Source organism: Planobispora rosea, from assembly GCF_014648175.1.
In the GTDB taxonomy this organism is placed as follows: domain Bacteria; phylum Actinomycetota; class Actinomycetes; order Streptosporangiales; family Streptosporangiaceae; genus Planobispora; species Planobispora rosea.
Genome location: NZ_BMQP01000007.1, coordinates 214,847 through 238,744, shown reverse-complemented (window position 1 = coordinate 238,744; position 23,898 = coordinate 214,847). Strand labels below are relative to the sequence as shown.

Sequence of the window (23,898 nt, the reverse complement as noted above, 5' to 3'; positions counted from 1 at the left end):
GCGATCGGATTGTGACGGCTCTGACCGTGGGACTCAGATCGGAAAGGGACGGGTCCGTGGGATTCAGATCGGAAAAGGACGGGTCAAGGGTCGCCCTCGTCGCGCTGGGCAGCGAAGTGGTCCGCTGCGGGTTGCGCACCATGCTGCGGGAGCTGGGAGCGGTCGATGACGTGATCGAGAGCGACAATCTCGATCAGAGCATAGAACTGCTGGACTCCGGCCGTCCCACGCTGCTGATCCTGAGCAGCGGCGACCAGCCGCACCAGGCCGAGAAGCTCGCCCGCACGGCGACCGACCTCGGCGTGCGGGTGCTGCTGGTGCTCCGCGCCGCCAGCGACCAGACACTGGCGGCGGTGGCGGCCATCCCCGCCGACGGTTACCTGCTGGAACACGCGCTGACCCGCGAGGCGCTGCTGAGCGCGCTGAGCGACCTCGAAAGCGGGCTGGTGCCGATGCCGGGTCCGGTGGCACGCACGCTGATCGCCCAGATCAGTCCGGCCCCCAGGCCCCGACGGGACCCGCCCGTCGCGGTACGGCCGGGCGACCCGCGGTCCGTCCCGCTGAGCTGCCGCGAGATGGAGGCGCTGAAGCTGATGGTGGAGGGACTGAGCAACAAGCAGATCGCCCGCCGGCTGGGCATCTCCGAACACGGCGCCAAACGGCACGTCGCCAACATCCTGGCCAAGCTCAACTGCCCGAACAGGACGCTGGCGGCGGCGACGGCGATCAGTCGCGGACTGGTTCCCGATCCGGGGAGCGCGCGGCGAGTCCGGACGCGCTGAGCCCGCTGTCCTCCCGGGCCAGCCCGCTGTCCCGGGAGGACAGCCCGCGCAGCGGCGCCCTGGCCTTCAGGAGCATCTCCTCGAACTCCGCGACGGGGTCGGAGTCCAGCACGATGGCGCCGCCCGCCCCGACCGACAGCCACCCGCGGCGCGCCACCGCGGTGCGGATGACGATGTTGAGGTCGGCGGTGCCGTCCAGGCCGAAGAAGCCGAGGGCGCCGGAGTACACGCCGCGGGCCCGTCCTTCCAGACGGTCGATGATCTCCATGGTGCGCAGCTTCGGCGCCCCGGTCATCGAACCGCCGGGAAAGCACGTCCGCGCGGCCTGGACGGCGCTGACGCCCTCCTGCAGGCGCCCGCGCACGGTCGAGACGAGCTGGTGCACGGTCTCGTAGGACTCCACCACCATGAAACCCGGCACGTGCACCGAACCGATGTCGCAGATGCGGCCCAGGTCGTTGCGGAGCAGATCCACGATCATGAGGTTCTCCGCCCTGGTCTTGTCGGAGGTGGCCAGCTCCTCGCGCAGGGCGGCGTCCAGGCGCGCCTCGGGGACGCGCGGCGCGGTGCCCTTGATCGGCTTGGATTCGGCCATCCTGTCCCGGTCGACCTTCAAGAAGCGCTCGGGCGAGGAGCACAGCACGTGCATGTCGCCCAGGCTCAAGTAGGCGGCGTAGGGGGCGGGGTTGAGCCGCCGCTGGGCCAGGTAGAGCCGGTAGGGGGAACCGCCGAAGGGGATCTCCGCGGTGTTGGTCAGGCAGACCTCGTAGCTCTCCCCGGCGCGCAGCAGCCGCAGGCACTCCTCGATGTCGGCCAGGTAGCGCTCGCGGGGCCGTACCAGCCATGGTTCGGGGTCGAACTCCGGGCCCGGCTCGGCGGGCGGCTGCGCGAGCTGCCTGTTCCTGCGGCAGACGGCGGCGGCCCGCGCCACCCAGGAGCGCGCCGCGGCCCGGCTGTCGCGTTCACCGTCGGTGAGCGCCAGCGCCCACGTCTCGCCGGTCTGATGGTCGATCGCCACGAATCTGGAGGCCGACATCCACACCGCGTCGGGGAAGGGGGAGACGTGCGCGGCCGAGGCGCCGCAGTCGCGCTTGAGCTCGTAGCCGAAGTAGCCGACGTAGCCCCCGTTCAGGTCGAACGGGAGCGCCGGATCGCTGGGGACGGCCCGTGCCTTCAGACGCGCGTCGAGCACGTCGAAGATCGAGGAGAAGACCGCCGACTCGATGCCGCCCGAGCGCACCAGCACGCTGTCGGAACCCGGCTGGCAGCACAGGACCTCGCCGTGCGGGCCGCCGGCGTCGCCGAGGAAGGAGAATCGGGCCAGCCCGGTCTCGGCCCGGCTGCTGTCCAGCCAGAAGGCGTACGGCTCGGCGGCGAACAGCTCGGTGAAGACCGCCTCGGCGTCGGAGACGCCGTAGACCCGCTCGGCCTCCAGCGACCAGCGCGGCTCACCGGCCCGGCGCGGCGTGAGGACGGCTCCGGCCCCGGACCCGGCGGACTCCCTGTACTCCAGGGCCAGGTCGCGGAAGTTGCGCAGCAACGTGGGCCCGTACTCGGTGGAGATCGACTCCGGATGGAACTGCACGCCCCACCAGGGCATCGTGCGGTGCCGCAGGCCCATGACGACCGAGTCGGCCGTCCACGCGGTGATCTCCAGGTCGTCGGGCGCCGGCGTGGCCACGCACAACGAGTGGTAGCGCACCGCGTGGAAGCCCTGGGGCAGGCCGCGGAACAGGTCACGGCCGCAGTGCCTGATCTCCTCCACGTAGCCGTGGATCGGCGCGGGCGCGGGTACCACGTCGGCGCCCGAGAGCCAGGCCAGCGCCTGGTGGCCCAGGCAGACGCCCAGCACGGGCAGCCCGGAGTCGCGGATCAGGTCCATCGTGACGCCGACGTCGCGGTCCCGCTGCGGCCGACCGGGGCCGGGGGAGACGATGAGCGCGTCGAAGCGGCTCAGATCCAGCTCCGCCCAGCCGGGGTCGTCATTGGTCAGCACCACCGGCTCCACGCCGTACACCTGCGCGGCGAGCTGGAACAGGTTGTAGGTGTAGGAGTCGTAGTTGTCGACGATCAGTGTGCGCACGGTCATTCCCAGAGGTGGGGGGCGGGCAGGACGGTGCGGTGCCGTACGGCCTGCTGCCACTCCGCGGCGCGCGCCGAGATCCTGCCCGGCCTCGTACGGCCGGCGCGGTCGATCCAGGCGCGCACCGGGCGCAGCCCGTGCAGGGCGTTCAGCGTCCAGACCTCCAGTTCGGGCACCTCGTCCAAGGTGACGCGGTCGTGCCTGACGGGGAAGTTCCAGCAGGCGGCCAGCCGCTCCAGGTGGTCCCTGGTGACGGAGGGCAGGACCGGCAGCGTCGCCTCCGGCACGCAGAGAGTCCCGCCGCGCCACCACACCAGCGCGCTGTGCGCGGTCTCCAGCACGGTCCCGTCGGCGTCGTGCAGCAGGGCGTCGTCGGCGCCCGCCGCCTCGGCCCGGTCCCGGAGCCGGGCCAGGACCCGCAGGTCGGGACCCTTGACGGTGGGACGGCGGCGGGGATCGGGCTCCGGCGGCGTCCAGAGCGTCACCTCCCCGGGCGCGTGTTCGGGCGCGGGCCTGGGCCACAGGGCCAGCAGTGGCTCGGCGCCGCCGTACGCCTCGATCCGCGGGAACCAGCGGCCGTGTCCGGGCAGCCACTGCCACACCTCGTCCAGGAAGCGGCGGACGGCGGCGGACGGCAGTTCGGGCACGAGCTGCTCGCAGGAGCGCAGGAAACGCCGCCCGTGCAGTGCCAGATCGCGCACCCGGCCCTCGGCGACCAGCCAGGAGTCGACGACCGCGGGCTCGCCCTGCGGCGGCCCCGCCGCGGGGGACAGGCCGGACCGCTCCGTCCACACCAGGCGCTCGCCCGTCAGTCCCCGGACGGGACCGGTGAGAACAGCCACCATGTGATCACCACTTTCCCTGGCGCACCGCGAAGCGGCGCAGCTTGCCGGTCGGGGTGCGCGGCAGCCTCGCGCAGAGATGCACACTACGCGGCACTTTGTACGGGCTCAGCCGCAGCCGGGCCAGGCCGATCAGCTCGCTTTCCAGGACGGCGGGATCGACAGCGCCCGGCTGCGCGGGTACCACGAAGGCGCGCAGCTTGGCGGCGCCGCGCTCGTCGGGGATGGCGGCCACCGCGACCTCGGCCACCGCGGGGTGCTCGGCCAGCACCTGCTCGATTTCGAGGGGGGAGACGGTGATGCCGCCCACCATCTCCATGTCGTCGTTGCGGCCGCAGTGCCTCAGGGCCCCGCCGTCGACGTATTCGGCCAGGTCGCCGGTGCGCAGCCAGCCGCCGCGCAGCACCTTGGCGGTCTGCTCCGGCCGTCCCAGATACTCGATCATGACGGAGGCTCCGCGCACCCAGATCTCGCCCCGGCCGAGGGTGATCTGGGCACCGTTCTTGTCCCGCAGCATGATCTCGTACCCCGGCAGGGGACGGCCGATGGTGCCCGGCTCGTCGCTCCAGGCGGTGTTGGAGCAGAAGGCGTGGCCGACCTCGGTCGAGCCGAGCTGGTCCAGGACCGGGGCGCCGAGCAGGTCGCGTGCCCGGGCGCCGAGGGAGACGGCCAGCGGCTCACCGGCGGAGACGGCCAGCCGTACCGAGGAGAAGGCGTCGGGCCGGCACTCCGCCAGCATGTTGGCGTAGGCGGACGGCACGCCGTACAGCAGCGTCACGCCGTATCGCTCGACGGTCTGGGCGATCTCCACCGGTGTGGGCCGGTGCGGCAGCAGGACCGCGGAGGAGCCGGAGAAGAGGGGGAAGACCAGCGCGTTGCCCAGGCCGTAGGCGAAGAACAGCTTCGAGACCGACAACGTCACGTCGTCGCGCCACACGCCCACCACGCCCTCGCCCGCCGCGCGCTGGTAGCGGGCGAGGTCGGCGTGGCGGTGCAGCGCCGCCTTGGGCACGCCCGTGGTGCCGGAGGTGTACTGCGCGTACAGCGGCGTCTCGCCGGTGACATCGGCGGCCGGACCGGCCGGAGCGCTCGCGGCCAGCCGCATCAGGCGCTCCCCGGTCAGCACGGCGGTGCCGGTGAAGCGGCCGGTGAGATGGTCGTCCGTCACGACGAGGCGGGCCCGGCAGTCGTCGGCCATGAAGGCGTGGTCGTCGGGGGTCAGGTCGGGGTTGACGGGGACGGCCACCGCCCCCAGCCGGGCGGTGGCCAGGAACGCCGCCACCCAGACGATGCCGTCGCCCATCGCGATCAGCACCCGGTCGCCGGGGCGGACGCCGTGATCGACGAGGACCTGGGCGGCGGCGGCCGCCAGAGTGTGCACCTCGCCATGCGTCCAGGAGCGTTCGGGGGTGTGGAAGGCGGGCAGTTCCCACCAGCCCTCGCGGCGGGCCTTCGCGGCCAGGTGCACCGCGCAGTTGGCGGTGGACGAGCCCGTGGGAGCCGGGGCGCCCGTGGAGGTCGGAAGGGCTGCGGCGATCGGCGCGTCCGCGGAAGGCGGGGAGCCCACCGCGCCGTCGGCGGAGACCCGCGGGCGGACGGGGCTCCGGCCGGGCAGGACCTCAGGCATGGCGTGACCTCCTCGGCAGGTCGAGGGGGGCGATGAGGAAGGAGCCGTCCAGCGGGCCGATCGGCCACCAGCCGTGCATGATCAGGTCGGCGAGCGCGTCGTCGCGGTCGTCGGCCAGCGAGGTGGCGACCAGGGTGCCGAGCAGCCAGAGGATCGCACCGGACTGCGTCAGCGCGTCGGCGTCGCCGGGATCGGCGGGATGCAGGCGCGGGGTGGCGACCAGCATCGCCACGTGCTCGGCCAGGTCGAGCCGGTCCTCGCGGCCCGCGTCGACGAGCCGCCCGCGGGCGTCGGAACGCCGGCTCTCCAGCCAGACCAGCCAGCCCGGGTCCACGCGGTCCAGGAGCGTCGCCGGCGCTTCCCGCACGAGCCGCACCGGCAGGCCCGCCACCTCGCCCGGCACCCCGCCCGGCACCCCGCTGCCGGCTTCCGGCCGTGGCCGCGCGCCGGCCGGCGGCACGTGCTCGGACGCCGGCGGCACGTGCGTGGTCAGCGCATCGAGGAGGGCGGCGACGCGGCGGCCACCCGTCCCGAGGTCTTCGGCCAGTTCCCGGGGCGGGGTGCTCAGCTCGTAGTACCGTGCCATCGCGTCTCCACCTCCGGATAGTCAAGCCCGAGATCGTCGCAGAGCAGCGCCCGGGTGCGGCGGATGAACTCCGCCCGTGACTCGTCGTTGGTCAGCCGCTTGATCCCCCACGCGCGGAAGATCTCGTTGTTCCTGGAGTCGCTGCGGCCGAAGAACGGCACCGTCATCGTGATGAGACGGTGCGCGGAGGAGCGCACCTCCTCACGGGTGGCCGGATCCGCGGCCAGCCGCCTGGCGCTCGTGGCGCCGAACCGGACGTGGAACCGCTCTTCCGGCATCAGCGACCGGCACAGCTCCCGCAGCGGCACATAGGAGCACTCGCACAGGTCTTCCATCAGCACGATCTCAGCCAGGTCGACGATCGCCTTGGTCATCACGTAATCAGTCCAGGACGTCACCTGGTAATCGAAGACCGAGAGCGGCGGACGGCTGTGGGCGTCCTCGAGTCCGAGCTCGTTGGCGAGCTTGTTGAATTTCAAATGGTGGCCGTATTCCTCCATGGCCATTCTGCAGGCCAGCCATTTCTCGCGGGGAGTGGGCGCAAGGGAAATGGACGGCTCGTCGAACACCGCCGCGCCCGCCGCCTCGTTGCGCACGTGACTGTTAATGATCTTTCCGAGCGCGGTGACGTACTCCTCGCCGAGCGCGTGGGCCTCGGCGGCGCTGGGGACGTCGCGCGTGAGCGTCTGCGGCACGTCGCCTCCTTTCGGGTCCACCGCCGGAGGTTAGGAAGGGCCCGGATCAAGAGGCAAGTGCCCGGACGGCCACCCCGAAAGAGGGGGGGCCACATCTGCGGGTCATATCGAACGGGTACGTTTACCGGATCTCCGCTGACCATCCGCACCCGGTCGGTCAGTTAGGTAAGGCAAACTTAATCGCTGAATGGCCAGTCGGTCCAGCCCCCAGGAAATTTTTCGATTTGTCAAGCGCGGGCTGGATATGTCAGCTTCCCTGGCATGACGGAAACGCAGACGCGTGATTCCCGCATGTCCGCGAGAAGGCCGCTCCGCATGTCCGTACAGGGCCGGGCACTGCCCGTCGAGGAGATGGAAGCGGCCGTCAGCGAGCTGACCGGGCTCCCCTGCCGTGCGCTGCAGACCGTTCCCGGCGGCGGGACGACTCTCCTGGTGGAGGCCGTGCCGGGAACCGAGCCCACGGCGCGGCAGATACGGGCGGCCGTCCTGGACGCCTGCGGAGTGGTGGTGGAGACGGTCGCGGTGACCGCCCCGGGATCCCTGGACGAGGACCGGGCCGGCCTGGTGGCCCGTTTCCGCCGCAACCTGCTGCCGGTACGCGCCGTCGACACCCTGGCGGTTCCGCCCGCCGCGCCCGGAACCGCCTCCGGAGCCGTACCCGGAGCGGCGGTCCCCGCGGCGCCCGAGGTCCCCGCGGCGCCCGAGGCCGCCGCGACTCCCTCGGCGCCCGCGGCCACGCCCACCGGGCGCGAGGCCGGGGCCGGGTCCGCCGGTGTCCGTGCCCCGCGGCCCTCCCGCGACCCCCTCACCCTGGAGGAGATCACCCGCGCCGCGGCCGACCTCCTCGGTGTCCCCCCGCACGACCTCGACCCGGCCGGGGACCTCATCTCGCAGGGCATGGACTCGATCCGCGTCATGCAGCTCGCCAACGACTGGCAGCGCCAGGGCGTCAAGGTCAAGTTCGCCGACCTCATGGAGTCGCCCACGGTCGCCTCCTGGCACGCGCTGCTGCAGGAGAAGGGCCGCCCGGACGGCGCGACCGTCCCGTCCCCCGAGAACGGGACGGCCGGCCGGCAGGACGAGCCGGTCGACCGCTACGCGCCCTTCAGCCTGACCCCGCTGCAGCACGCCTACTGGTTCGGCCGTCGCGACCGCCAGGTGCTCGGCGGCGTCGGGTGCCACTTCTACGTCGAGTTCGACGGTCACGGCATCGACCCCCGGGCCCTGGAGAGTGCCGTGCACGCGCTGTTCGAGCGGCACGACCTGCTGCGCGCCCGGTTCCTCGGCGACGGCACCCAGCAGATCCTGCCGCGCACCCCGTGGCCGGGCCTGACCGTTCACGACCTGCGCACCGGGAAGGACCCGCGCACCGGGAAGGACGCCGAGAGGTACCTGCTGGAGCTGCGCGAACGGCTGTCACATCGCCGCCTGGAGGTCGAGCGCGGCGAGGTCCTCGACCTGGCGCTCTCGCTGCTGCCCGGCGGAGCCCACCGTCTCCACGCCAACATCGACCTCCTCGTCGCCGACGTGCGCAGCATCCAGATCCTGCTGGAGGACCTGGCCGTCCTCTACCGCGGCGAGGGCGCCGAGCTGCCGCCGCTGACCTCCACCTTCCCCGGCTACCTCGCCGAGCGCGACCGGCTGCGCGCCGGGGACCGCGAGGCCGACCGCCGCTACTGGGCGGCCCGCCTTCCCGAACTGCCGCCCGCTCCGCCCCTTCCGCTGGCCGTCGAGCCGGACAAGGTGGAACGCGTCCGGGTGGTGCGCCGCGATCGCAGGCTCACCGCCGGGGAACGCGAGCGGCTGGCCGAGCGCGCCCGCACGTACGGCGTCACGCTGCCGATGGTCATGGCCGCCGCGCTGGCCGAGGTCGTCGGCGCGTGGAGCGGCGCCTCCCGCTTCGTGCTCAACGCCCCGCTCTTCGACCGGCAGGCGCTCCACCCCGACGTGGACCGCATGGTGGCCGACTTCACCAACCTCATCCTGCTGGAGGTGGACCTGTCGCGGCCGCAGACGTTCGCGGAGAGGGTGGCGTCGCTGCAGGCGCGCTTCCAGCGCGACGTGTCACACGCGGCCTACTCCGGTGTGGAGGTGCTGCGCGATCTCAACCGGGGCGGCCGTCACGACCAGGTGACGGCGCCGGTGGTGTTCACCAGCGCGCTGGGCATGGGTGACCTGGTCGGCGCGGACGTGCAGCGCAGTCTGGGCCGGCTGGGCTGGATGCTCTCCCAGACGCCGCAGGTCTGGCTGGATCACCAGGTGGTCGAGGTGGACGGCGGGCTGCTGGTCAACTGGGACGCGGTGGAGGAGCTCTTCCCGCCCGGCGTCCTGGACGGCATGGCCGGTGGGTACGACCGCCTGCTCGACTGGCTCCTGGAGCACGACTGGGACGCTCCCGCGCCGTCGCTCGTGCCGCCGTCACAGCTCGCCGTCCGTGCGGAGGTCAACGACACCGCCGCCCCCCTGCCGGAGGGGACGCTGCACGGGGGGTTCTTCGCGGTGGCGCGGCGGGATCCGGGGCGGGTGGCGATCTGCCCGGATGTCTCCTACGGGGTGCTGGCCGAGCGGGCGTTGCGGGTGGCGGGGTATCTGCGCGGGCGGGGCGTGCGCGAGGGGGACGCGGTGGCGGTGTCGCTGCCCAAGGGTCCCGACCAGGTGGCCGCGGTGCTGGGGGTGCTGGCCGCCGGGGCGCTGTACGTCCCCATCGGCGTCGACCAGCCCAGGCTGCGCCGCGAGCGGATGCTCCAGCGGGCCGGCGCGCACCTGGAGATCACCGGCCTGTCGGAGGCGTTGGCGGCTGAGCCGCTCGCGGCGCCGGTGGAGGTCGATCCTGATTCCAGTGCGTATGTCATCTTCACCTCTGGTTCCACCGGTGAGCCCAAGGGCGTGGAGGTCTCCCACCGGGCCGCGCTCAACACGATCGAAGATGTCAACCGGCGTTTCGGGGTCGGTGCCGATGATCGTGTCCTGGCCGTTTCGGCGCTGGATTTCGATCTGTCGGTGTGGGATGTGTTCGGGCTGCTGTCGGTGGGCGGGTCGCTGGTGATGGTGGCCGAGGAGGAGCGCCGGGACGCGGTGTGCTGGGCGCGGCTGGTGGCCGAGCATCGGGTGACGGTGTGGAACTCGGTTCCGGCGTTGCTGGACATGCTGCTGGTGGCCGAGCGGGGGCAGCTGGGGTCGTTGCGGCTGGCGCTGGTGTCGGGGGACTGGGTGCCGCTGGATCTGTCGGGGCGGCTGGCGCAGGTGGCGCCGGGTTGTGAGCTGGTGGGGCTGGGCGGGGCCACGGAGGCGGCGATCTGGTCGAACTTCTGCCGGGTGCCGGCGCGGGTGCCCGAGCAGTGGGTGTCGGTGCCGTACGGGCGTCCGCTGGCCAATCAGTGTTTCCGGGTGGTCGACGGGCTGGGGCGTGATTGCCCGGACTGGGTGGCGGGGGAGTTGTGGATCGGCGGGGCCGGGGTGGCCACGGGGTATCGGGGGGATGCGCAGGCCACGGCGGCGAAGTTCGTGCAGCGGGAGGGGGTGCGCTGGTATCGCACCGGGGATGTGGGCCGGTATTGGCCTGATGGCACGTTGGAGTTTTTGGGTCGGGTCGATCATCAGGTGAAGGTGCGGGGGCACCGGATCGAGTTGGGGGAGATCGAGGCGGCGTTGCTGGCGCATCCGCGGGTGGCGCGGGCGGTGGCGGTGACGGTGGGGGGTGCGTCGGGTGGTCCGGGGCGGCGGTTGGCCGCGCTGGTGGTACCGGCCGACAAGCCCAAGGAGGCCCGCCCCGGCGACCCGGCCGCAGACCCCGCTGCCGATCTCGACGGCTCCCTTGACGGGTCCCTCACCGAGGACGAGCTGCGCGACTGGCTCACCGAACGGCTCCCGTCGTACGCCGTCCCCAGCACCATCACCGTCCTGGACGGCCTCCCGCTGAGCGCCAACGGCAAGGTCGACCGGGCCGCGCTCGCCCTCCTGGTGGAGGAACAGGACGGCGGGCAGGTACGGGACGCCCCGCCCGCCGGCCCCGTCGAGGAGAGCCTCGCCCGGATCTGGCAGGCGCTTCTCGACGTGCCGGAGGTCGGCAGACACCAGAACTTCGTGGCCCTCGGCGGCGACAGCGTCCTGGCGACCCGCCTGGCCGAGGAGATCCGGATCGAGTTCGGCGTCGAGATCCCGCTGCGGGAGCTGTTCGCCGGACCGACCATCGCCGAGCACGCGGCCCTGATCGACCGGCGTCGCCACGACCGCGCCGCCCTGGACGACCAGAGCCACGACGACCAGCGCTACGACGACCACGCCTTCGAGGAGGGCTCGATATGACAGCCGGTCAGCTCATCGCCGAACTGGCCCGCGACGGAGTGCAGCTGTGGGAGGAATCGGGCCGGTTGCGCTTCCGCGCCCCCCGGGGCGTGCTCACCGAGGAGCGCCGCGCGCTGCTGGCCGCCCGCAAGGACGAACTCCTGGAATACCTGAGCCGCGGGGCGGCCCCGGAACTGACGCCCGACCCGGACGCCCGCCACGAGCCGTTCCCGCTCACCGACGTGCAGGCCGCCTACCTGCTCGGCCGGGGGGACGCCTTCGACTACGGCGGCACGGCCTGCCAGGTCTACGCCGAGCTGGCCTTCGACGACCTCGATCCCCAGCGGATGGAGGACGCCTGGAACCGGCTCGTCGAGCGGCACGACATGCTGCGCGCCACCGTCCACCGGGAGGGTTACCAGGTCACCGCCCCCCAGCGGCCGCGTTACCGCATCCAGGTCGCCGACCTCACCGGCCGCCCGGACGCCGAGGTCGAGGCTCACCTGGCGGCCACCAGGGCCGCCATGGACAGCCGCGTCTACGACCCGGAGAGCTGGCCGCTGTTCGAGGTGCGCGCCACCAGGACCGGCGGGCGCGACCTGCTGCACGTCTCCGTCGACTTCCTCATCACCGACTACCTCGGCATTCAGCTCCTGCTCACCGAGCTGAAGCGCCTCTACCTCGACCCGGACGCCGCACTGCCGCCACTGGACATCACTTTCCGCGACTACGTGCTGGCCATGCGGGGCCTGCGCGACAGCGCGGCCTACGAGCGCGACCGCCGCTACTGGGAGGACCGGCTGGACGACCTGCCGGGCGCTCCCGAACTGCCGCTGCGCGAGGACCGCGAGGCCCTGGCACGCGGCTCGTTCACCCGCCACCGGGTCACCTTCACACCCGGGCAGTGGCGAGGACTGCGCGAGCGGGCGGCGGCGCACGCGGTCACCCCCTCCACCGCCGTGCTCGCCGCCTTCGCCGAGGTCGTCGGCCGCTGGAGCCGCCAGCCCGCGTTCTGCCTCAACCTCACGCTGCTCAACCGGCAGCCCCTGCACCCGCAGGTCGGCTCGCTGGTCGGCGACTTCACCACGGTCAGCCTCCTGGAAGTGGACGGGGCCGCGGGCGGCAGCTTCGCCGCCCGCGCCGCCGCGCTGCAGCGGCGGCTGTGGGAGGACCTCGACCACCGGCTCTACTCCGGGGTCGAGCTGATGCGCGAGCTCGCCCGCCGCCGCGGCAGGGACGCCGCGCTGATGCCGGTCGTCTTCACCAGCACCGTGGGCCTCGGCGACGAGCACGAGGGCATGCGGGGCCTGGCCGAGGTGGTGTACGGCAGAAGCCAGACGCCGCAGGTGTGGATCGACTGCCAGGCCGTCGTCGAGGACGGCGTCCTGGAGGTCAGGGCGGACGTGCGCGACGGCGTCTTCCCCGACGGGCTCGTCGAGGACCTGTTCGGCGCCCTGCGCGTCCTCCTGGCCGAGCTGGCCGAATCCGGCGCCGCCTGGGAGTCGGCCTCGCCGGTCCGGTTGCCGGCCGGGCAGGCCGAGCGGCGTGAGCGCGCCAACGCGACCGCCGCTCCGCGCCCGGACGGACTGCTGCACGAGCCCGTCGTCGCGCAGGCGGCGGCGACCCCGGACGCGCCCGCCGTCATCACCGGGGAGCGCATCCTCACCTACGGCGAGCTGCTCGCCCGCGCCACCGCCGTCGCCGAGGGCATCCGGAACGCCGGGGACACCGGGGACGCGCCGGTCGCGATCCTCATGGACAAGGGCTGGGAGCAGGTCGCCGCGGTACTCGGCACCCTGCTCGCCGGCGGCGCCTACCTGCCCCTGGACACCGGGCAGCCGCCCGCCAGGCGCGAGCGCATCCTCGCCGACGCCGGGGTGACCACCGTGCTCACCCAGTCGTGGATCGGCGGGCGCCCGGCCGGAGTCCGCTGCCTGGACGTCGACACGCTGCCGCCCGCCCCCGCCCCCGCCCCCGCCTCCGCCCCCGCGAGCCCGGCCCGCCCGGACGACCTGGCCTACGTCATCTACACCTCCGGCTCCACCGGCGACCCCAAGGGCGTGATGATCTCCCACGGGGCCGCGCTCAACACCGTCGCCGACGTCAACCGCCGCTTCTCGGTCACCGCGGACGACCGCGTGCTGGGACTGGCGAGTCTCGGCTTCGACCTGTCGGTCTACGACATCTTCGGCCCGCTGGCCGTCGGCGGCGCGCTGGTGCTGCCCGACGCGGCCGGCCGCGGCGACCCGGAGCACTGGGCCCGGCTGATCGCCGCCCACGGGGTGACGGTGTGGAACTCCGTGCCCGCCCAGCTGCAGATGCTGGAGCACTACCTGGCCGCCCAGCCGGAGACAGACCTGTCCACGCTCAGGCTGGCCCTGCTCAGCGGGGACTGGATCCCGGTCACGCTGCCCCCGGCCGTCCGCGCCCGGCTGCCCCGGCTGAACCTGGTCAGCCTCGGCGGCGCGACCGAGGCGTCGATCTGGTCCATCTACCACCCGATCGGCGACCTGTCGCCGGACTGGACGAGCATCCCGTACGGCAGGCCGCTCGCCAACCAGACCTTCCACGTGCTCGACCGGGCGCTGCGCCCCTGCCCGGACTGGGTGGCGGGGGAGATCTACATCGGCGGGGCCGGGCTGGCCCTGGGCTACCTGGGCGACCCGGAGAAGACGGCGCAGCGTTTCATCCGCCACCCGGAGACCGGCGAGCGCCTCTACCGGACCGGCGACCTGGGACGCTACCGCGAGGACGGCGTGATCGAATTCCTCGGCCGCGAGGACAGGCAGGTCAAGATCCGCGGACACCGGATCGAACTCGCCGAGATCGAGGCGGCCATGCAGGAGCATCCGGCGGTCGCCGCCGCGCACGTGCTGGTGGACGGCGACGGGATGGAGCGCCGCCTGGCCGGTTTCGCCCGGCCCGCCCGCCGTGCCCCGTCGGAGACGGGCCCGGACGGATCGGCGCAGGAGCCGGCGCAGGAGCTGGCGGAGGAGCTGCGCGCGGCGGGGGCGCGGGCCGGGGACCCGCACACCGCGCACATCGACCGCGACGAGCTCATGGAGTTCATCGCCCGGCTGGACAGGGCCGCGGTCGTCGGCATCATGCGGGCCCTCGTCCGCCGGGGCCTGTTCGGCGAGCCGGGGGCCACGGCCACCGTCGAGGAGGTCATCCGGGCCACCGAGGCCGCCCCCCGCCACCACCGCCTGGTGCGCCGCTGGCTGCGCGTGCTGGAGAACGAGGGCTTCCTGGAGCGCGAGGGCGACGTCCTGCGCGCCGTACGCGGCGCCACCGCCGACGACCTCGACGACGCCTGGCGGGCGGTCGACGAGCTGCAACGCGAGGACAGCTACCCGGCCGACCTGATCGGCTACTTCAAGACCAGCACCGAGCACCTGCCCGAACTGGTGCGCGACGCGATGGACCCCCTGCCCCTGCTCTTCCCCGAGGGCCGCCTGGAGATCTCCGAGGCCGCCTACCGGGAGAACATCATCAGCCGCTACGTCAACCACGCCGCCGTGGAGATCCTGCGCCGCATCGCCGCCCGCCACGGCGGCGGCCTGCGGGTGCTGGAGGTCGGCGCCGGCGTCGGCGGCACCAGCGCGCAGATGATCCCCGCGCTCGCGGAGTACGACGTCGACTACCTGTTCACCGACGTGTCGCCGTTCTTCCTCACCGAGGCGCGCCGCCGTTTCGGCGACCGGCCGTGGGTGCGCTACGGCCTGTTCGACATCAACGAGGACGTCCGCGAGCAGGGGTACACGGCCAACGACTTCGACGTCATCCTCTGCGCCAACGTGCTGCACAACTCCCGCCACGCCGGCCGCGTGCTCGGCAGGCTCGTCGAGATGCTGCGCCCCGGCGGCTGGCTGGTCTTCATCGAGACCACCAAGGACAGCTACCAGATCATGACCTCGATGGAGTTCATGATGCCGGAGAAGGACCCGCGCAAGTGGGACTACGAGGACCTGCGCAAGGGCCTCGACCAGACCTTCCTCGGCCGCGACCAGTGGCTGGAGCTGCTGCGTGAGGCGGGCGCGGACGCCACCGTCTGCCTGCCGGGACCCGGCGACGTGACCGGCCCGCTCGGTCAGAACGTCTTCGCCGCCCGCTTCAAGGCCGACCGGCAGCCGCTGGACGTCGCCACGCTGGCCGGCCATCTGGCCGGGCGGCTGCCCGAGTACATGATCCCGGCGCACCTGCAGATCGTCGACGAGCTGCCGCTGAACCGCAACGGCAAGGTGGACGCCGCCGCGCTGCGCCGCTGGCTGCCGCGCGCCGCGGTGAACCGGGCGTCGGCGGGCGGGCCGCCGCGCGACGACCTGGAACGCGCGCTGGCCGCGGTGTGGGCCGAGGCGCTCAACGTGGCGCAGGTCAACCGCGACGACGACTTCTTCGACCTCGGCGGTGACTCCCTCGTGGTCGCCAAGCTGGCCGCCCTGCTGCGTGAGCGTGTCCCCGCCGCGTCCGGGATGCACTGGGACGACCTGGTCCGCCAGATCCTGCACCGGCCCACGGTGGCCGCGCTCGCCGAGGAACTGCGCCGGGGCGGCGCCCGGGAGGAGGACGGCGGACGCGTCGAGCGCCCGCCGCTCATCCCGCTCGGCGGCGGGCCGGAGGACGACGGCCCGCTGCGCGTGCTCGTGCACGAGGGCGGCGGCACCCTGGCCCCCTACCGCGCGCTGTCACGGCTCCTGGCGGCCAAGGGCGGCCGGCTGGCCGGGCTGGCGGTCACCGACGTGGACGCCTACCTGGCCGAGGAACCGCGTGGGCTGATCGAGCGCCGCGCCGCGCGCTACACCCGCGCGCTGCTCGACACCGGCACCGACTCCTTCCACGTGGTCGGCTACTGCATGGGCGGACTGCTGGCCACCGAGGTCGCCAGGCAGCTCACCGAGGCGGGCGCCCACGTCGCCGGCCTCACAGTGATCAGCAGCTACACGCTGCCCAGGATCATCGAGGACGAGCTCGTGGTGGAGTACGTCTTCGCCAAGGTGCTGGGCGCCGACCCGGCCGAGGCCGGTTACCCCGCCGACGAGCGGCTCATGTCGAAGGTCTTCGAGCTGCTCCTGCGCGAGGACCCGCGCCGGGTGCCGCCGGGACGCGTCACCGCGCTCACCGGCGAACTCGCGCCCGCGGCCGAGATCTTCCGCGCCCAGGCGGCCCGCCCGCAGGCCGAGCGGCTGGCGGCCATCGGCCGTGCCGCCGCCCGCGACGCCGCCCGCGACGCCGCCCGCGACGCCGGCGGTGAGGCCGCCGGCCATGGTGACCCCGGTCACGGCGACGCCGACATCGAGCGGCACATCGCCACCTCCTTCCAGGTGGTACGGCACAGCCTGCTCGCGGTCGGCTCGCACGATCCGGAACCGTACGCCGGTGACATCACCTTCCTGCGCCAGCTCGGCGACACGCACTTCCTGCCGTGGCTGCGCGACGACATGACCGGCTTCTGGCGCGAGCTGTGCCTGGGCGAGCTGCGGGTGGCCGACATCCCCGGCGACCACTTCAGCTGCCTGCAGCCGCCCAACGTGGAGGAGGTCGCCACCCTGCTGGCCGGAATCCCGGAGCGGTCATGACCATCGGGGTGATCGGATGCTACGGCGCGGTGGGCCGCGCGCTGGTGCGGCGCCTGCCGGAGCCGCTGCGGCTGGGCGGCAGAGACGCGGCCCGGGTCCGCTCCGTGGCCCGGCCCGGCGACGAGACCGTCACCGTGGACATCGCGGACGGCGCCCGGCTGGCGGAGTTCTGCGCCGGCTGCGCGGTCGTGGTGAACTGCGCGGGCCCCTCGGCCCGCATCCTCGACACGGTGGCCCGTGCCGCCCTGGAGGCCGGAGCGCACTACGTGGACGTGGCCGGTGAGCGGATCGGCCACGCCCGCCTGACGGACGCGGCCCGGTCCGCGGGACCGGCCTCCGCCGGTGCCCGCCGCGGGCGCGCGGCGGTGCTGGCCGCCGGGATGATGCCCGGCCTGTCCGCGCTGCTGCCCCGGGCCTTGGCCGCGGGTGCGGACCGGCCGGTCCGGCTGGTCGCCCGCGTCGGCGGCCGGGACCGTTTCACCCCGGCCGCCGCGCTCGACTACGTCGCCTCCCTGTCGGACGGTCAGGCCACGCCCCTGGCCGCCTGGCGCGGACACCAAGTGATCCGCGGCGCCCTGCGGCCCGCCGAGCGCGTGTCCCTGCCGTACTTCCCCGGCCGGGTCAGCGCCTATCCCTACCTGAGTGAGGAGACCGAGCGGCTGGCCCGCGCCGTCGGTCTGGCGGAGGTGGAGTGGTGGGGCGTCTTCGACGGTGAGCGGACCCTGCGCGCCCTGTCCGGAGCGCGGGACAAGGAGCCCGAACGGGCCGCCGAGGACCTGGAGCTGGCCGCCCGCCTCGACACCCTCGGGCGCGAGCCGTACTTCCAGCTCGCGTTCGAGCTCGACGGCAGGGTTCTGCTGGCCCACGCCGCCGACAGCTACGAGCTGACCGCCGCCCTCGCCGCCGTCGCGGCCCGCGAGGTCGCCGCCGGCCGCGTGCCGCCGGGCGTGTACGACGCCGCCGACGTGCTCGACCCGGCCCGCGTGCTGGACGAGCTGCGTGCCGACCACGCCGTGCGGATCGTCGGGCCGTCCGCCGCCCCCGACGGGGGGGTCGCGGAGACCGGGGAAGCCGAGCAGGTCGAGGAGGGAGTGCTGTGAGAGCGGACGGCGTCGCGGGAGCGGAGAACGCCGCGGGAGCGGAGAACGCCGCGGGAGCGGGGGGTGCTGCCGGCGGACGCCCCCGGGTGCTGGTCTGCGGCACCGGGTTCGGCCGGGTGCACCTGGCCGCCCTGACCGCGCCGGGATCGCCCTTCGAACTCGCCGGCATCCTGGCCAGGGGCGGCGAGCGCTCGCAGGCGTGCGCCGAGGAGGCCGGAGTGCCCCTCCACACCGGCGTCGAGACCGTGCCCGGCGACATCGACCTGGCCTGCGTGGTGCTCCTCGGCGACGTCAACGGCGGCCCGGGCAGCACGGTGGCCAGGCGGCTGATGGCGCGGGGCGTGCACGTCCTGCAGGAAGGGCCGCTGCTGCGCGACGAGCTGGCCGCCTCGCTGCGCGAGGCCCGCGCCCATCGGGTGATCTATCAGGTGAACAGCCACTACGTGCACTTGCCGTCGGTCCGGCGCTTCATCGCCGCCGCTCGCGTGCTCCGGCCGCTGTACGTCGAGGCGGCCTGTGGCGTGCAGGTCTCCTACCACCTGTTCGACATCCTCGGCAGGGCGCTGGGCGGCCTGCGCCCCTACGACCTGCCCGCACCCACCGGTTCGGGCCCTTTCCGGACGATCGACGGCACGCTGGCCGGCGTCCCCTTCACGCTGCGCGTGCAGAACCAGCTGCACCCCGCCGACCCCGACAACCACGCCCACCTGCTGCACCGCATCACCATCGGCGCGGAGGGCGGCACGCTCACGCTGGCCGACACCCACGGCCCGGTGTTGTGGTCGCCCCGCCCGCACCTGCCCGCCGAGGCCAGGAAGACCACCCGGCTGGATGCCGCGGCCGATCCCGGCCTCGACCTGCCCGCGACCACCGTGATCGGCCCCGCGGACGCCCCGGCGTACCGGGAGCTCCTCGCCACCGTCTGGCCGGAGGCCGCCCGCCGCGCGATCACGGACACCTGGAAAGCCGCGCGGGACAGGATCGATCCGCTGCGTTCTGGGCAGTATTACCTGTCGGTCAGCGGGGTCTGGCAGTCGATGGCCACCGCGCTCGGATTCCCCGAGCGGCTGTCGGGTCCGCCGCCCCGCCCGATGCCCGCCGACGAGCTGATCGCCGCCGCGAGAACGGAGCTGGAGGAACCACCGGCATGACGATCACGACCACCCGTCAGCGCGAGCTGTGGCTGCGGCCGCTGCGCACACAGGACGTGCCGAGACTGCGCCTGGTGTGCTTCCCCCACGCGGGCGGGGCCGCCGGCTTCTTCAAGACGTGGGGCGCGCGCCTGCCCGACGGCGTCGAGCTGTACGGCGTGCAGTACCCCGGCCGCCAGGACCGGCTGCGCGAACCGCCGGCCCGGACCATGGAGGAGCTGACCGAGCCGGTGACGGCCGCGCTGGCCGCGCTGGGCGAGGTGCCGCTCGCCCTGTTCGGCCACAGCATGGGCGCCGCCGTCGCGCACGAGACGGCCAGGACGCTGGAGGCCGCCCTCGGCCGCCCGCTGACCGGGCTGATCGTCTCCGGCCGGCCGGCTCCCGACCGGCTCCGCCGTACCGCCGTGCACCGCGGTGGCGAGCAGGCGCTGCTGGAGGACCTGCGCAGGCTGGGCGGCACGGCCGAGGAGGTCCTGCGGGACCCCGCGCTGCGCGAGCTGGTCCTGCCCACGATCGAGGCCGACTACCGGCTGATCGAGACCTACCGGCCGCGGGACACGGTGCCGATACGGACTCCGATCTGCGCCTGCGTCTCCGACGCCGACCCCGAGGTGGACCGCGACGAGGCGGCTGCCTGGGAGCGCCACACCACGGGACGGTTCCGGCTGCGGGTCTTCCCCGGTGATCACTTCTACCTGGTTCCGCAGGAAGACGCGTTGGTCGGGCAGGTGCTGTTGTGCTGCGGACTGCCCGGCCGCTGGCCCTCGACCCCGTGACCCCGGAACGGCACCCCCGTGATCCGGAACGCCACCCCCGTAACCCCGACACGAGAGGAGCACGCGAGATGACCATCGAGAAGGAACTGCGCGAGCTGGAGGAGAAGGGCTGGGCGGCCATCTCCGTCGGCAACGGTGCGTTCTATCGCGATCTGGTCACCGAGCGCACGATCTGCGTCGAGCCCGACGGGCTGCAGACCGGTCGCGAATTGGCCGACGACATCGACGCCAACAAGGCGCCGTTCGACGACTACCGGCTCGACGACGTCAAGGTGCTGCCGCTCGGCCACGAGTCGGCCCTGATCACCTACCGGGCCACGGTGCGGCTCAGCCAGTCGGACTTCTCCTTCCAGCTCTACATGACCAGCGTCTACGAGCGCAGCGGCAGTGCCTGGAAGCTCGTCTTCCACCAGCAGACCCCGGTGAAACAGGAGGACTGACGGGGCACGGATACCAGGGAGCACTGGCATGACGCCAAAGACGTAGACGGCTGACACGGAAGGCGGCGCGCATGTACGGAGGGGGAGTCGAGGTCGAGCACCTCCGCAAGGTTTTCGGCAGGAAGACGGCGGTGGAGGACGTCTCGTTCACCGTCGAGCCGGGTGCCGTGGTGGGGCTGCTGGGCCCCAACGGCGCGGGCAAGACCACGGTGGTGAACTGCCTGAGCACGCTTGTGCCGCTGGACGGCGGCCGCGCCTCGGTCGCCGGGCACGACGTGGCCGGCGACCCGGCGGGCGTGCGCGCGTCCATCGCGCTGACCGGTCAGTTCGCCGCCGTCGACGGCGTGCTGACCGGCCGGCAGAACCTCGTGCTGTTCGGCAGGCTGCTCAAGCTGGACCGCCGGGCGGCCGCCGCGCGGGCGGAGGAACTGCTGACCGCCTTCGGCCTGGGCGAGGCGGCCGACAAGCCCGTCGCCTCCTACTCCGGCGGCATGCGCCGCCGCCTCGACCTGGCGGCCAGCCTGGTGGTCAAACGTCCGGTGATCTTCCTGGACGAGCCGACCACCGGGCTGGACCCGGCCGGCCGCCAGGAGATGTGGGAGATCGTCTCGGGTCTCCGCGAGGAGGGCGCCACGCTGCTGCTGACCACCCAGTACCTGGAGGAGGCCGACCGGCTGGCCGACAGGATCGTGCTCATCGACCACGGCAGGGTGATCGCCGAGGGGACGCCCGGTGAGCTGAAGAAGCGGGTCGGCGGCCAGGTGTGCGAGGTGCGCGCCGAGCCGCGCGAGCAGGTGCTGCGGACGCTGCGGGAGCGGTTCGGCGACGTCGTGGAGTCCGGCGGCACGGTGACCGTGCGCGGGGCCGACTCCGAGACGCTGGCCGAGGTCGTCGCGGTGCTGCGCGAGGCCTGCGTCGAAGCCGACGACATACAGCTGCGCCGCCCCACCCTGGACGAGGTCTTCTTCGTGCTGACCGGCAGGGCGCCGGCCCGGCGGACCGGGGAGGAGGCCCGCTCGTGACGACCGGTACCGAAGCCGGCCTCGGCAACCTGTTCGGGCAGGGCCTGCTGCTGGCCGGGCGCAACATCAGGCTGAACTCGACGGCCGACACCATCAGCACGATGGTGGTCTTCCCGGTCATCTTCGTGTTCGGCTTCCTGGCGCTGTTCGGCAACCTGCTGGAGGCACGCGGCATCGTCTACGCCCAGTTCCTGCCCCCGGCCATCGTCGTGCAGTGGATGTTCTCCGTGGCCATCACCGCGGCCTTCTGCTTCGCCTCCGACCGCCGCAACGGCATGCTGGCCCGCTACCGCTCGCTGGCCATCAGCCGCGGCGCGGTCGTGGTGGGCAGGATGGCGGCCGACAGCGTGCGTGCGCTCCTGGCCATCGCGGTGATCATCGCGACCGGCTACGTGGCGGGCTTCCGTTTCCAGGCCGGGCTGCCGGCCGCGCTGGGCTTCGTGGCGCTGTCGGTGGGCTTCGCGCTCACGGTGTCCGCGGGCACCAGCGCGCTGGGGCTGGTCTCGCGGGACCCGGAGGCGGTCTCCGCCACGCTCCACGTCGTCTACCTGCCCCTGCTGATGATCTCCTCGGCCTTCGTGCCCGCCGACGCCTTCCCCGGCTGGATCGAGCCGTTCGTACGGCACCAGCCGGTCACCGCCGTGCTGGACGCGCTCCGGGCGCTGGCCGGGGGCGGACCGACGGCGGGACCCGTGCTGACGGCGGTGGCGTGGCTGGCCGGGCTGCTGGCGGTCTTCTCGGCCGCGGCCGTCCAGGCGTTCCGGAGGGCGACATGAGCACCATCACCGAGACGGGCCTGCTGGCCGGGCGCAATCTGCGGCGCTTCGCCAAGAGCCCGCAACTGGTCGCCGACGCGGTCATGTTCCCGCTGATCCTGCTCTTCCTGATGCTGCTGGTCTTCGGCGAGCTGGTCGGCGCGGCCACACACGGCGGCCGCTACATTGACCGGCTCGCACCGGTCATCGTGCTGTTCAGCGCCGCCTACGGCGCGGTCGGCACCGGCGTGGGCTTCTTCACCGACCTGCGCAGCGGCATCGTCGACCGGTTCAGGTCCATGAACATCAGCCGGTTGTCGGTGCTCGCCGGACGCATCGTCGGCGACCTGGTCCGGGCGGTGCTGGTGGCCGCGGTCACCACGGCGGTCGCCCACCTGGCCGGGTTCCGCTTCACCGGGGGACCCCTCGCCGTGCTCGGCTTCTTCGCGGTCGTCGCGCTGTTCGCCTGGATCTTCCTGTGGCTGGCGGTCGTGGTGGCCATGGCGGCCTCCAGCGAGCAGGCGGTCAGCGGGGCCCTCAACACGCCGGTGACGCTGCTGCTGTTCCTGTCGTCGGGGTTCGTGCCCGTCGAGCAGTTCCCCGGGTGGCTGCAGCCGGTGGTGCGGGCCAATCCGCTCTCGCTGGCCGGTGACGCGCTGGTCGGCCTCTCCGGCGGCGGCCCGGTCCTGCTGCCGGTGCTTTTCACCGGGGCGTGGGCGGTGGCGGCGACCGTGATATTGGTGCCGTTGGCCGTACGGCTCTACAAATGATTGACAAATGATTTGCCCGGACCTCCCCGAGGCGCTGGAAGCCTTTCCCGGAGAGGTCCGGGAAAGGCTTCCGAGGAGGTGGGGGAAAGGTCCGGCAAACCATTCAGCCGGCTTGCGTGAATTCGAGGAGCCGATATTCGATGTGCCCGTTTTCTGTGCCGCATTTCGCGGCGCGCAGCAGGGCGGGACGCCAGCCGTGCTCCGCCGCCAGGGCGTGCACGCGACGCTCGTCGCCCAGGTCGGTGAAGCCCAGCAGCAGCCTGCCGCCCGGCTCCAGGTGCGCCGAGGCGCCGCGGAAGAAGGCGGCGTGCGCGGCGTAGCCGGGGTCGAAGAAGGCCCGCTCCAGCGCGTCGGCTGGTTCGCCCTCGACGAAGTTGGAGTTCCAGTAGATGACGTCGAACCTGTCTTCGCCGGTCAGCGGCTCGAACATGTCACCGCGGGCGACGCGCACCACCGAGTCGACGCGGTGCCGCTCGGCGTTGCGCCGGGTGTTCTCCACGGCCGCCTCGCTGATGTCCAGGGCGGTCACCGAGGCGCAGCCGCGCAGCGCGGCCAGCACCGAGATGTAGCCGGTGCCGCTGCCGACCTCGCAGAAGGAGCCGTGCACGGGGTAGGGCAGCCACTCGGCGTACAGCGCCGAGGACTGCGACAGGTGGGGGGCGTAGACACCGGGCAGGAGGTCCCATTCCATGCCGAGCAGCTGGAATGTGCGGGGCGTGGTTATTTCCCGGTGACGGGTCAGGAGGGTGTATGCGAGTTCTTGCATGACGACGATTATAGGCAATAGAGTCTGAATGGCGAGAGAATGATTGGACATGAAATGCTGACACAGTTAGCGGCCGATCCGCTGCGTCAGTTCCTGCTCTGGGAGGAGGAGTGGCGGGCGGCCGATCCCCGGATGCCCCTCTCGGCCGTGCTGGCCACCGCCGACCACCACGGCCGCCCCTCGGCCCGCTGGGTGGACGTGGCCTACGTCGACCACGGCTTCGTCTACTTCACCAACCACGCCAGCCGCAAGGCCGCCGACGTCGCGGTCAACCCGGTGGCCGCGCTGTGCTTCGGGTGGCTCGACAGAGGCCGCCAGATCAGGGCCGAGGGCCCGGTCGTCCGGCTCGGCGAGGTGGAGTCCGACTCCCACTTCGCCACCCTGCCCCGCTCCCTCCAACTGCTGGCCTGGAGCAGCGACCAGAGCGCCGAGATCGACGACCGCCGGGTCGTGCGCGAGCGCTTCGACCTCCAGCGCGCCCGCTTCACCGGCCAGGAGATCCCGCGCCCCCGCCACTGGGGCGGTTACCGGCTGGTTCCGGAGGAGATGGAGTTCTGGCAGCGCAGGGCCGACGAGATCCAGGACCGCGTCCGTTACCGACGCCAGGACGAGGGCTGGCGTGCGGTGCGGATCGCGCCGTGAG

General features: G+C 73.0%; 17 protein-coding genes. 11 read left to right on the top strand and 6 right to left on the bottom strand.

The features are described from left to right. Nucleotides 1-56 precede the first annotated feature (56 nt). Nucleotides 57-782 carry a response regulator transcription factor gene (locus tag IEZ08_RS39435; RefSeq protein WP_203863295.1) on the top strand — a complete coding sequence of 242 codons (726 nt, stop codon included), beginning with the start codon at nucleotides 57-59 and terminating at the stop codon, nucleotides 780-782. On the opposite strand, the gene pabB is transcribed toward IEZ08_RS39435, so the two are convergent. The 5 genes from pabB to IEZ08_RS09755 are packed head-to-tail and all read right to left on the bottom strand — an operon-like array spanning nucleotide 727 to nucleotide 6,615. Beyond that, nucleotides 727-2,865, bottom strand: a complete 2,139-nt coding sequence (gene pabB, locus IEZ08_RS09775) for an aminodeoxychorismate synthase component I (protein ID WP_203863297.1) — start codon at nucleotides 2,863-2,865, stop codon at nucleotides 727-729. The two genes, IEZ08_RS39435 and pabB, sit on opposite strands and share 56 nt — an antisense overlap. 2 nt (nucleotides 2,866-2,867) lie before the next feature. Continuing rightward, nucleotides 2,868-3,710, bottom strand: a complete 843-nt coding sequence (locus IEZ08_RS09770; protein ID WP_068921581.1) for an aminotransferase class IV — start codon at nucleotides 3,708-3,710, stop codon at nucleotides 2,868-2,870. A gap of 4 nt (nucleotides 3,711-3,714) precedes the next feature. Then, the gene (locus tag IEZ08_RS09765) at nucleotides 3,715-5,334 is read right to left on the bottom strand and encodes an AMP-binding protein (RefSeq protein WP_084779606.1); all 1,620 of its coding nucleotides are present in this window, start codon (nucleotides 5,332-5,334) and stop codon (nucleotides 3,715-3,717) included. Beyond that, nucleotides 5,327-5,920: a hypothetical protein gene (locus tag IEZ08_RS09760; RefSeq protein WP_068921582.1), complete on the bottom strand. Its 594-nt coding sequence runs from the start codon at nucleotides 5,918-5,920 to the stop codon at nucleotides 5,327-5,329. Before IEZ08_RS09760 ends, IEZ08_RS09765 begins: the two co-directional genes overlap by 8 nt. Continuing rightward, the gene (locus tag IEZ08_RS09755) at nucleotides 5,899-6,615 is read right to left on the bottom strand and encodes a Phenylacetic acid catabolic protein (RefSeq protein WP_084779607.1); all 717 of its coding nucleotides are present in this window, start codon (nucleotides 6,613-6,615) and stop codon (nucleotides 5,899-5,901) included. The genes IEZ08_RS09760 and IEZ08_RS09755 overlap by 22 nt, the downstream gene beginning before the upstream one ends. A 291-nt stretch (nucleotides 6,616-6,906) precedes the next feature. Here IEZ08_RS09755 and IEZ08_RS09750 point away from each other — a divergent pair, with 291 nt between their 5' ends. The 9 genes from IEZ08_RS09750 to IEZ08_RS09710 all read left to right on the top strand — a co-directional run bounded on the left by IEZ08_RS09750 (nucleotide 6,907) and on the right by IEZ08_RS09710 (nucleotide 22,489). Further along, on the top strand, nucleotides 6,907-10,920 hold the full coding sequence (locus IEZ08_RS09750; protein ID WP_189242020.1) for a non-ribosomal peptide synthetase: 4,014 nt from the start codon (nucleotides 6,907-6,909) through the stop codon (nucleotides 10,918-10,920). After that, nucleotides 10,917-16,475 carry a non-ribosomal peptide synthetase gene (locus tag IEZ08_RS09745; RefSeq protein ID WP_189242019.1) on the top strand — a complete coding sequence of 1,853 codons (5,559 nt, stop codon included), beginning with the start codon at nucleotides 10,917-10,919 and terminating at the stop codon, nucleotides 16,473-16,475. Before IEZ08_RS09750 ends, IEZ08_RS09745 begins: the two co-directional genes overlap by 4 nt. Continuing rightward, entirely contained in the window at nucleotides 16,472-17,575 is a 1,104-nt protein-coding gene (locus tag IEZ08_RS09740) for a saccharopine dehydrogenase NADP-binding domain-containing protein (protein ID WP_068921584.1), read from the top strand. Before IEZ08_RS09745 ends, IEZ08_RS09740 begins: the two co-directional genes overlap by 4 nt. Then, nucleotides 17,572-18,726, top strand: a complete 1,155-nt coding sequence (locus IEZ08_RS09735) for a Gfo/Idh/MocA family oxidoreductase (protein ID WP_189242018.1) — start codon at nucleotides 17,572-17,574, stop codon at nucleotides 18,724-18,726. Before IEZ08_RS09740 ends, IEZ08_RS09735 begins: the two co-directional genes overlap by 4 nt. Continuing rightward, nucleotides 18,723-19,502, top strand: a complete 780-nt coding sequence (locus IEZ08_RS09730; protein WP_068921585.1) for a thioesterase II family protein — start codon at nucleotides 18,723-18,725, stop codon at nucleotides 19,500-19,502. The genes IEZ08_RS09735 and IEZ08_RS09730 overlap by 4 nt, the downstream gene beginning before the upstream one ends. Before the next feature lie 68 nt (nucleotides 19,503-19,570). After that, a complete protein-coding gene (locus IEZ08_RS09725; protein WP_068921586.1) occupies nucleotides 19,571-19,942 on the top strand; it encodes a nuclear transport factor 2 family protein in 372 nt (123 codons plus the stop codon). 71 nt (nucleotides 19,943-20,013) lie between these two features. Next, entirely contained in the window at nucleotides 20,014-20,964 is a 951-nt protein-coding gene (locus tag IEZ08_RS09720) for a daunorubicin/doxorubicin resistance ABC transporter ATP-binding protein DrrA (protein ID WP_068921587.1), read from the top strand. Beyond that, nucleotides 20,961-21,740, top strand: a complete 780-nt coding sequence (locus tag IEZ08_RS09715; RefSeq protein WP_068921588.1) for an ABC transporter permease — start codon at nucleotides 20,961-20,963, stop codon at nucleotides 21,738-21,740. The genes IEZ08_RS09720 and IEZ08_RS09715 overlap by 4 nt, the downstream gene beginning before the upstream one ends. Continuing rightward, on the top strand, nucleotides 21,737-22,489 hold the full coding sequence (locus IEZ08_RS09710) for an ABC transporter permease (protein WP_189242017.1): 753 nt from the start codon (nucleotides 21,737-21,739) through the stop codon (nucleotides 22,487-22,489). The genes IEZ08_RS09715 and IEZ08_RS09710 overlap by 4 nt, the downstream gene beginning before the upstream one ends. Nucleotides 22,490-22,592: 103 nt before the next feature. Here the strand turns inward: IEZ08_RS09710 and IEZ08_RS09705 are convergent, their stop codons facing one another. Then, entirely contained in the window at nucleotides 22,593-23,255 is a 663-nt protein-coding gene (locus tag IEZ08_RS09705) for a methyltransferase (RefSeq protein WP_068921590.1), read from the bottom strand. Nucleotides 23,256-23,309: 54 nt separating this feature from the next. Here IEZ08_RS09705 and pdxH point away from each other — a divergent pair, with 54 nt between their 5' ends. Then, nucleotides 23,310-23,897: a pyridoxamine 5'-phosphate oxidase gene (pdxH, locus tag IEZ08_RS09700; RefSeq protein WP_229803015.1), complete on the top strand. Its 588-nt coding sequence runs from the start codon at nucleotides 23,310-23,312 to the stop codon at nucleotides 23,895-23,897. The last annotated feature ends 1 nt before the right edge of the window (nucleotide 23,898 follow it).

Coding starts and splice junctions, on each gene's coding strand:
- IEZ08_RS09770 (WP_068921581.1), bottom strand. CDS start 3,710: ATGGTGGCTGTTCTCACCGGTCCCGTCCGGGGACTGACGGGCGAGCGC.
- IEZ08_RS09765 (WP_084779606.1), bottom strand. CDS start 5,334: ATGCCTGAGGTCCTGCCCGGCCGGAGCCCCGTCCGCCCGCGGGTCTCC.
- IEZ08_RS09760 (WP_068921582.1), bottom strand. CDS start 5,920: ATGGCACGGTACTACGAGCTGAGCACCCCGCCCCGGGAACTGGCCGAA.
- IEZ08_RS09750 (WP_189242020.1), top strand. CDS start 6,907: ATGTCCGCGAGAAGGCCGCTCCGCATGTCCGTACAGGGCCGGGCACTG.
- IEZ08_RS09745 (WP_189242019.1), top strand. CDS start 10,917: ATGACAGCCGGTCAGCTCATCGCCGAACTGGCCCGCGACGGAGTGCAG.
- IEZ08_RS09740 (WP_068921584.1), top strand. CDS start 16,472: ATGACCATCGGGGTGATCGGATGCTACGGCGCGGTGGGCCGCGCGCTG.
- IEZ08_RS09730 (WP_068921585.1), top strand. CDS start 18,723: ATGACGATCACGACCACCCGTCAGCGCGAGCTGTGGCTGCGGCCGCTG.
- IEZ08_RS09725 (WP_068921586.1), top strand. CDS start 19,571: ATGACCATCGAGAAGGAACTGCGCGAGCTGGAGGAGAAGGGCTGGGCG.
- IEZ08_RS09720 (WP_068921587.1), top strand. CDS start 20,014: ATGTACGGAGGGGGAGTCGAGGTCGAGCACCTCCGCAAGGTTTTCGGC.
- IEZ08_RS09710 (WP_189242017.1), top strand. CDS start 21,737: ATGAGCACCATCACCGAGACGGGCCTGCTGGCCGGGCGCAATCTGCGG.
- IEZ08_RS09705 (WP_068921590.1), bottom strand. CDS start 23,255: ATGCAAGAACTCGCATACACCCTCCTGACCCGTCACCGGGAAATAACC.
- pdxH (WP_229803015.1), top strand. CDS start 23,310: ATGCTGACACAGTTAGCGGCCGATCCGCTGCGTCAGTTCCTGCTCTGG.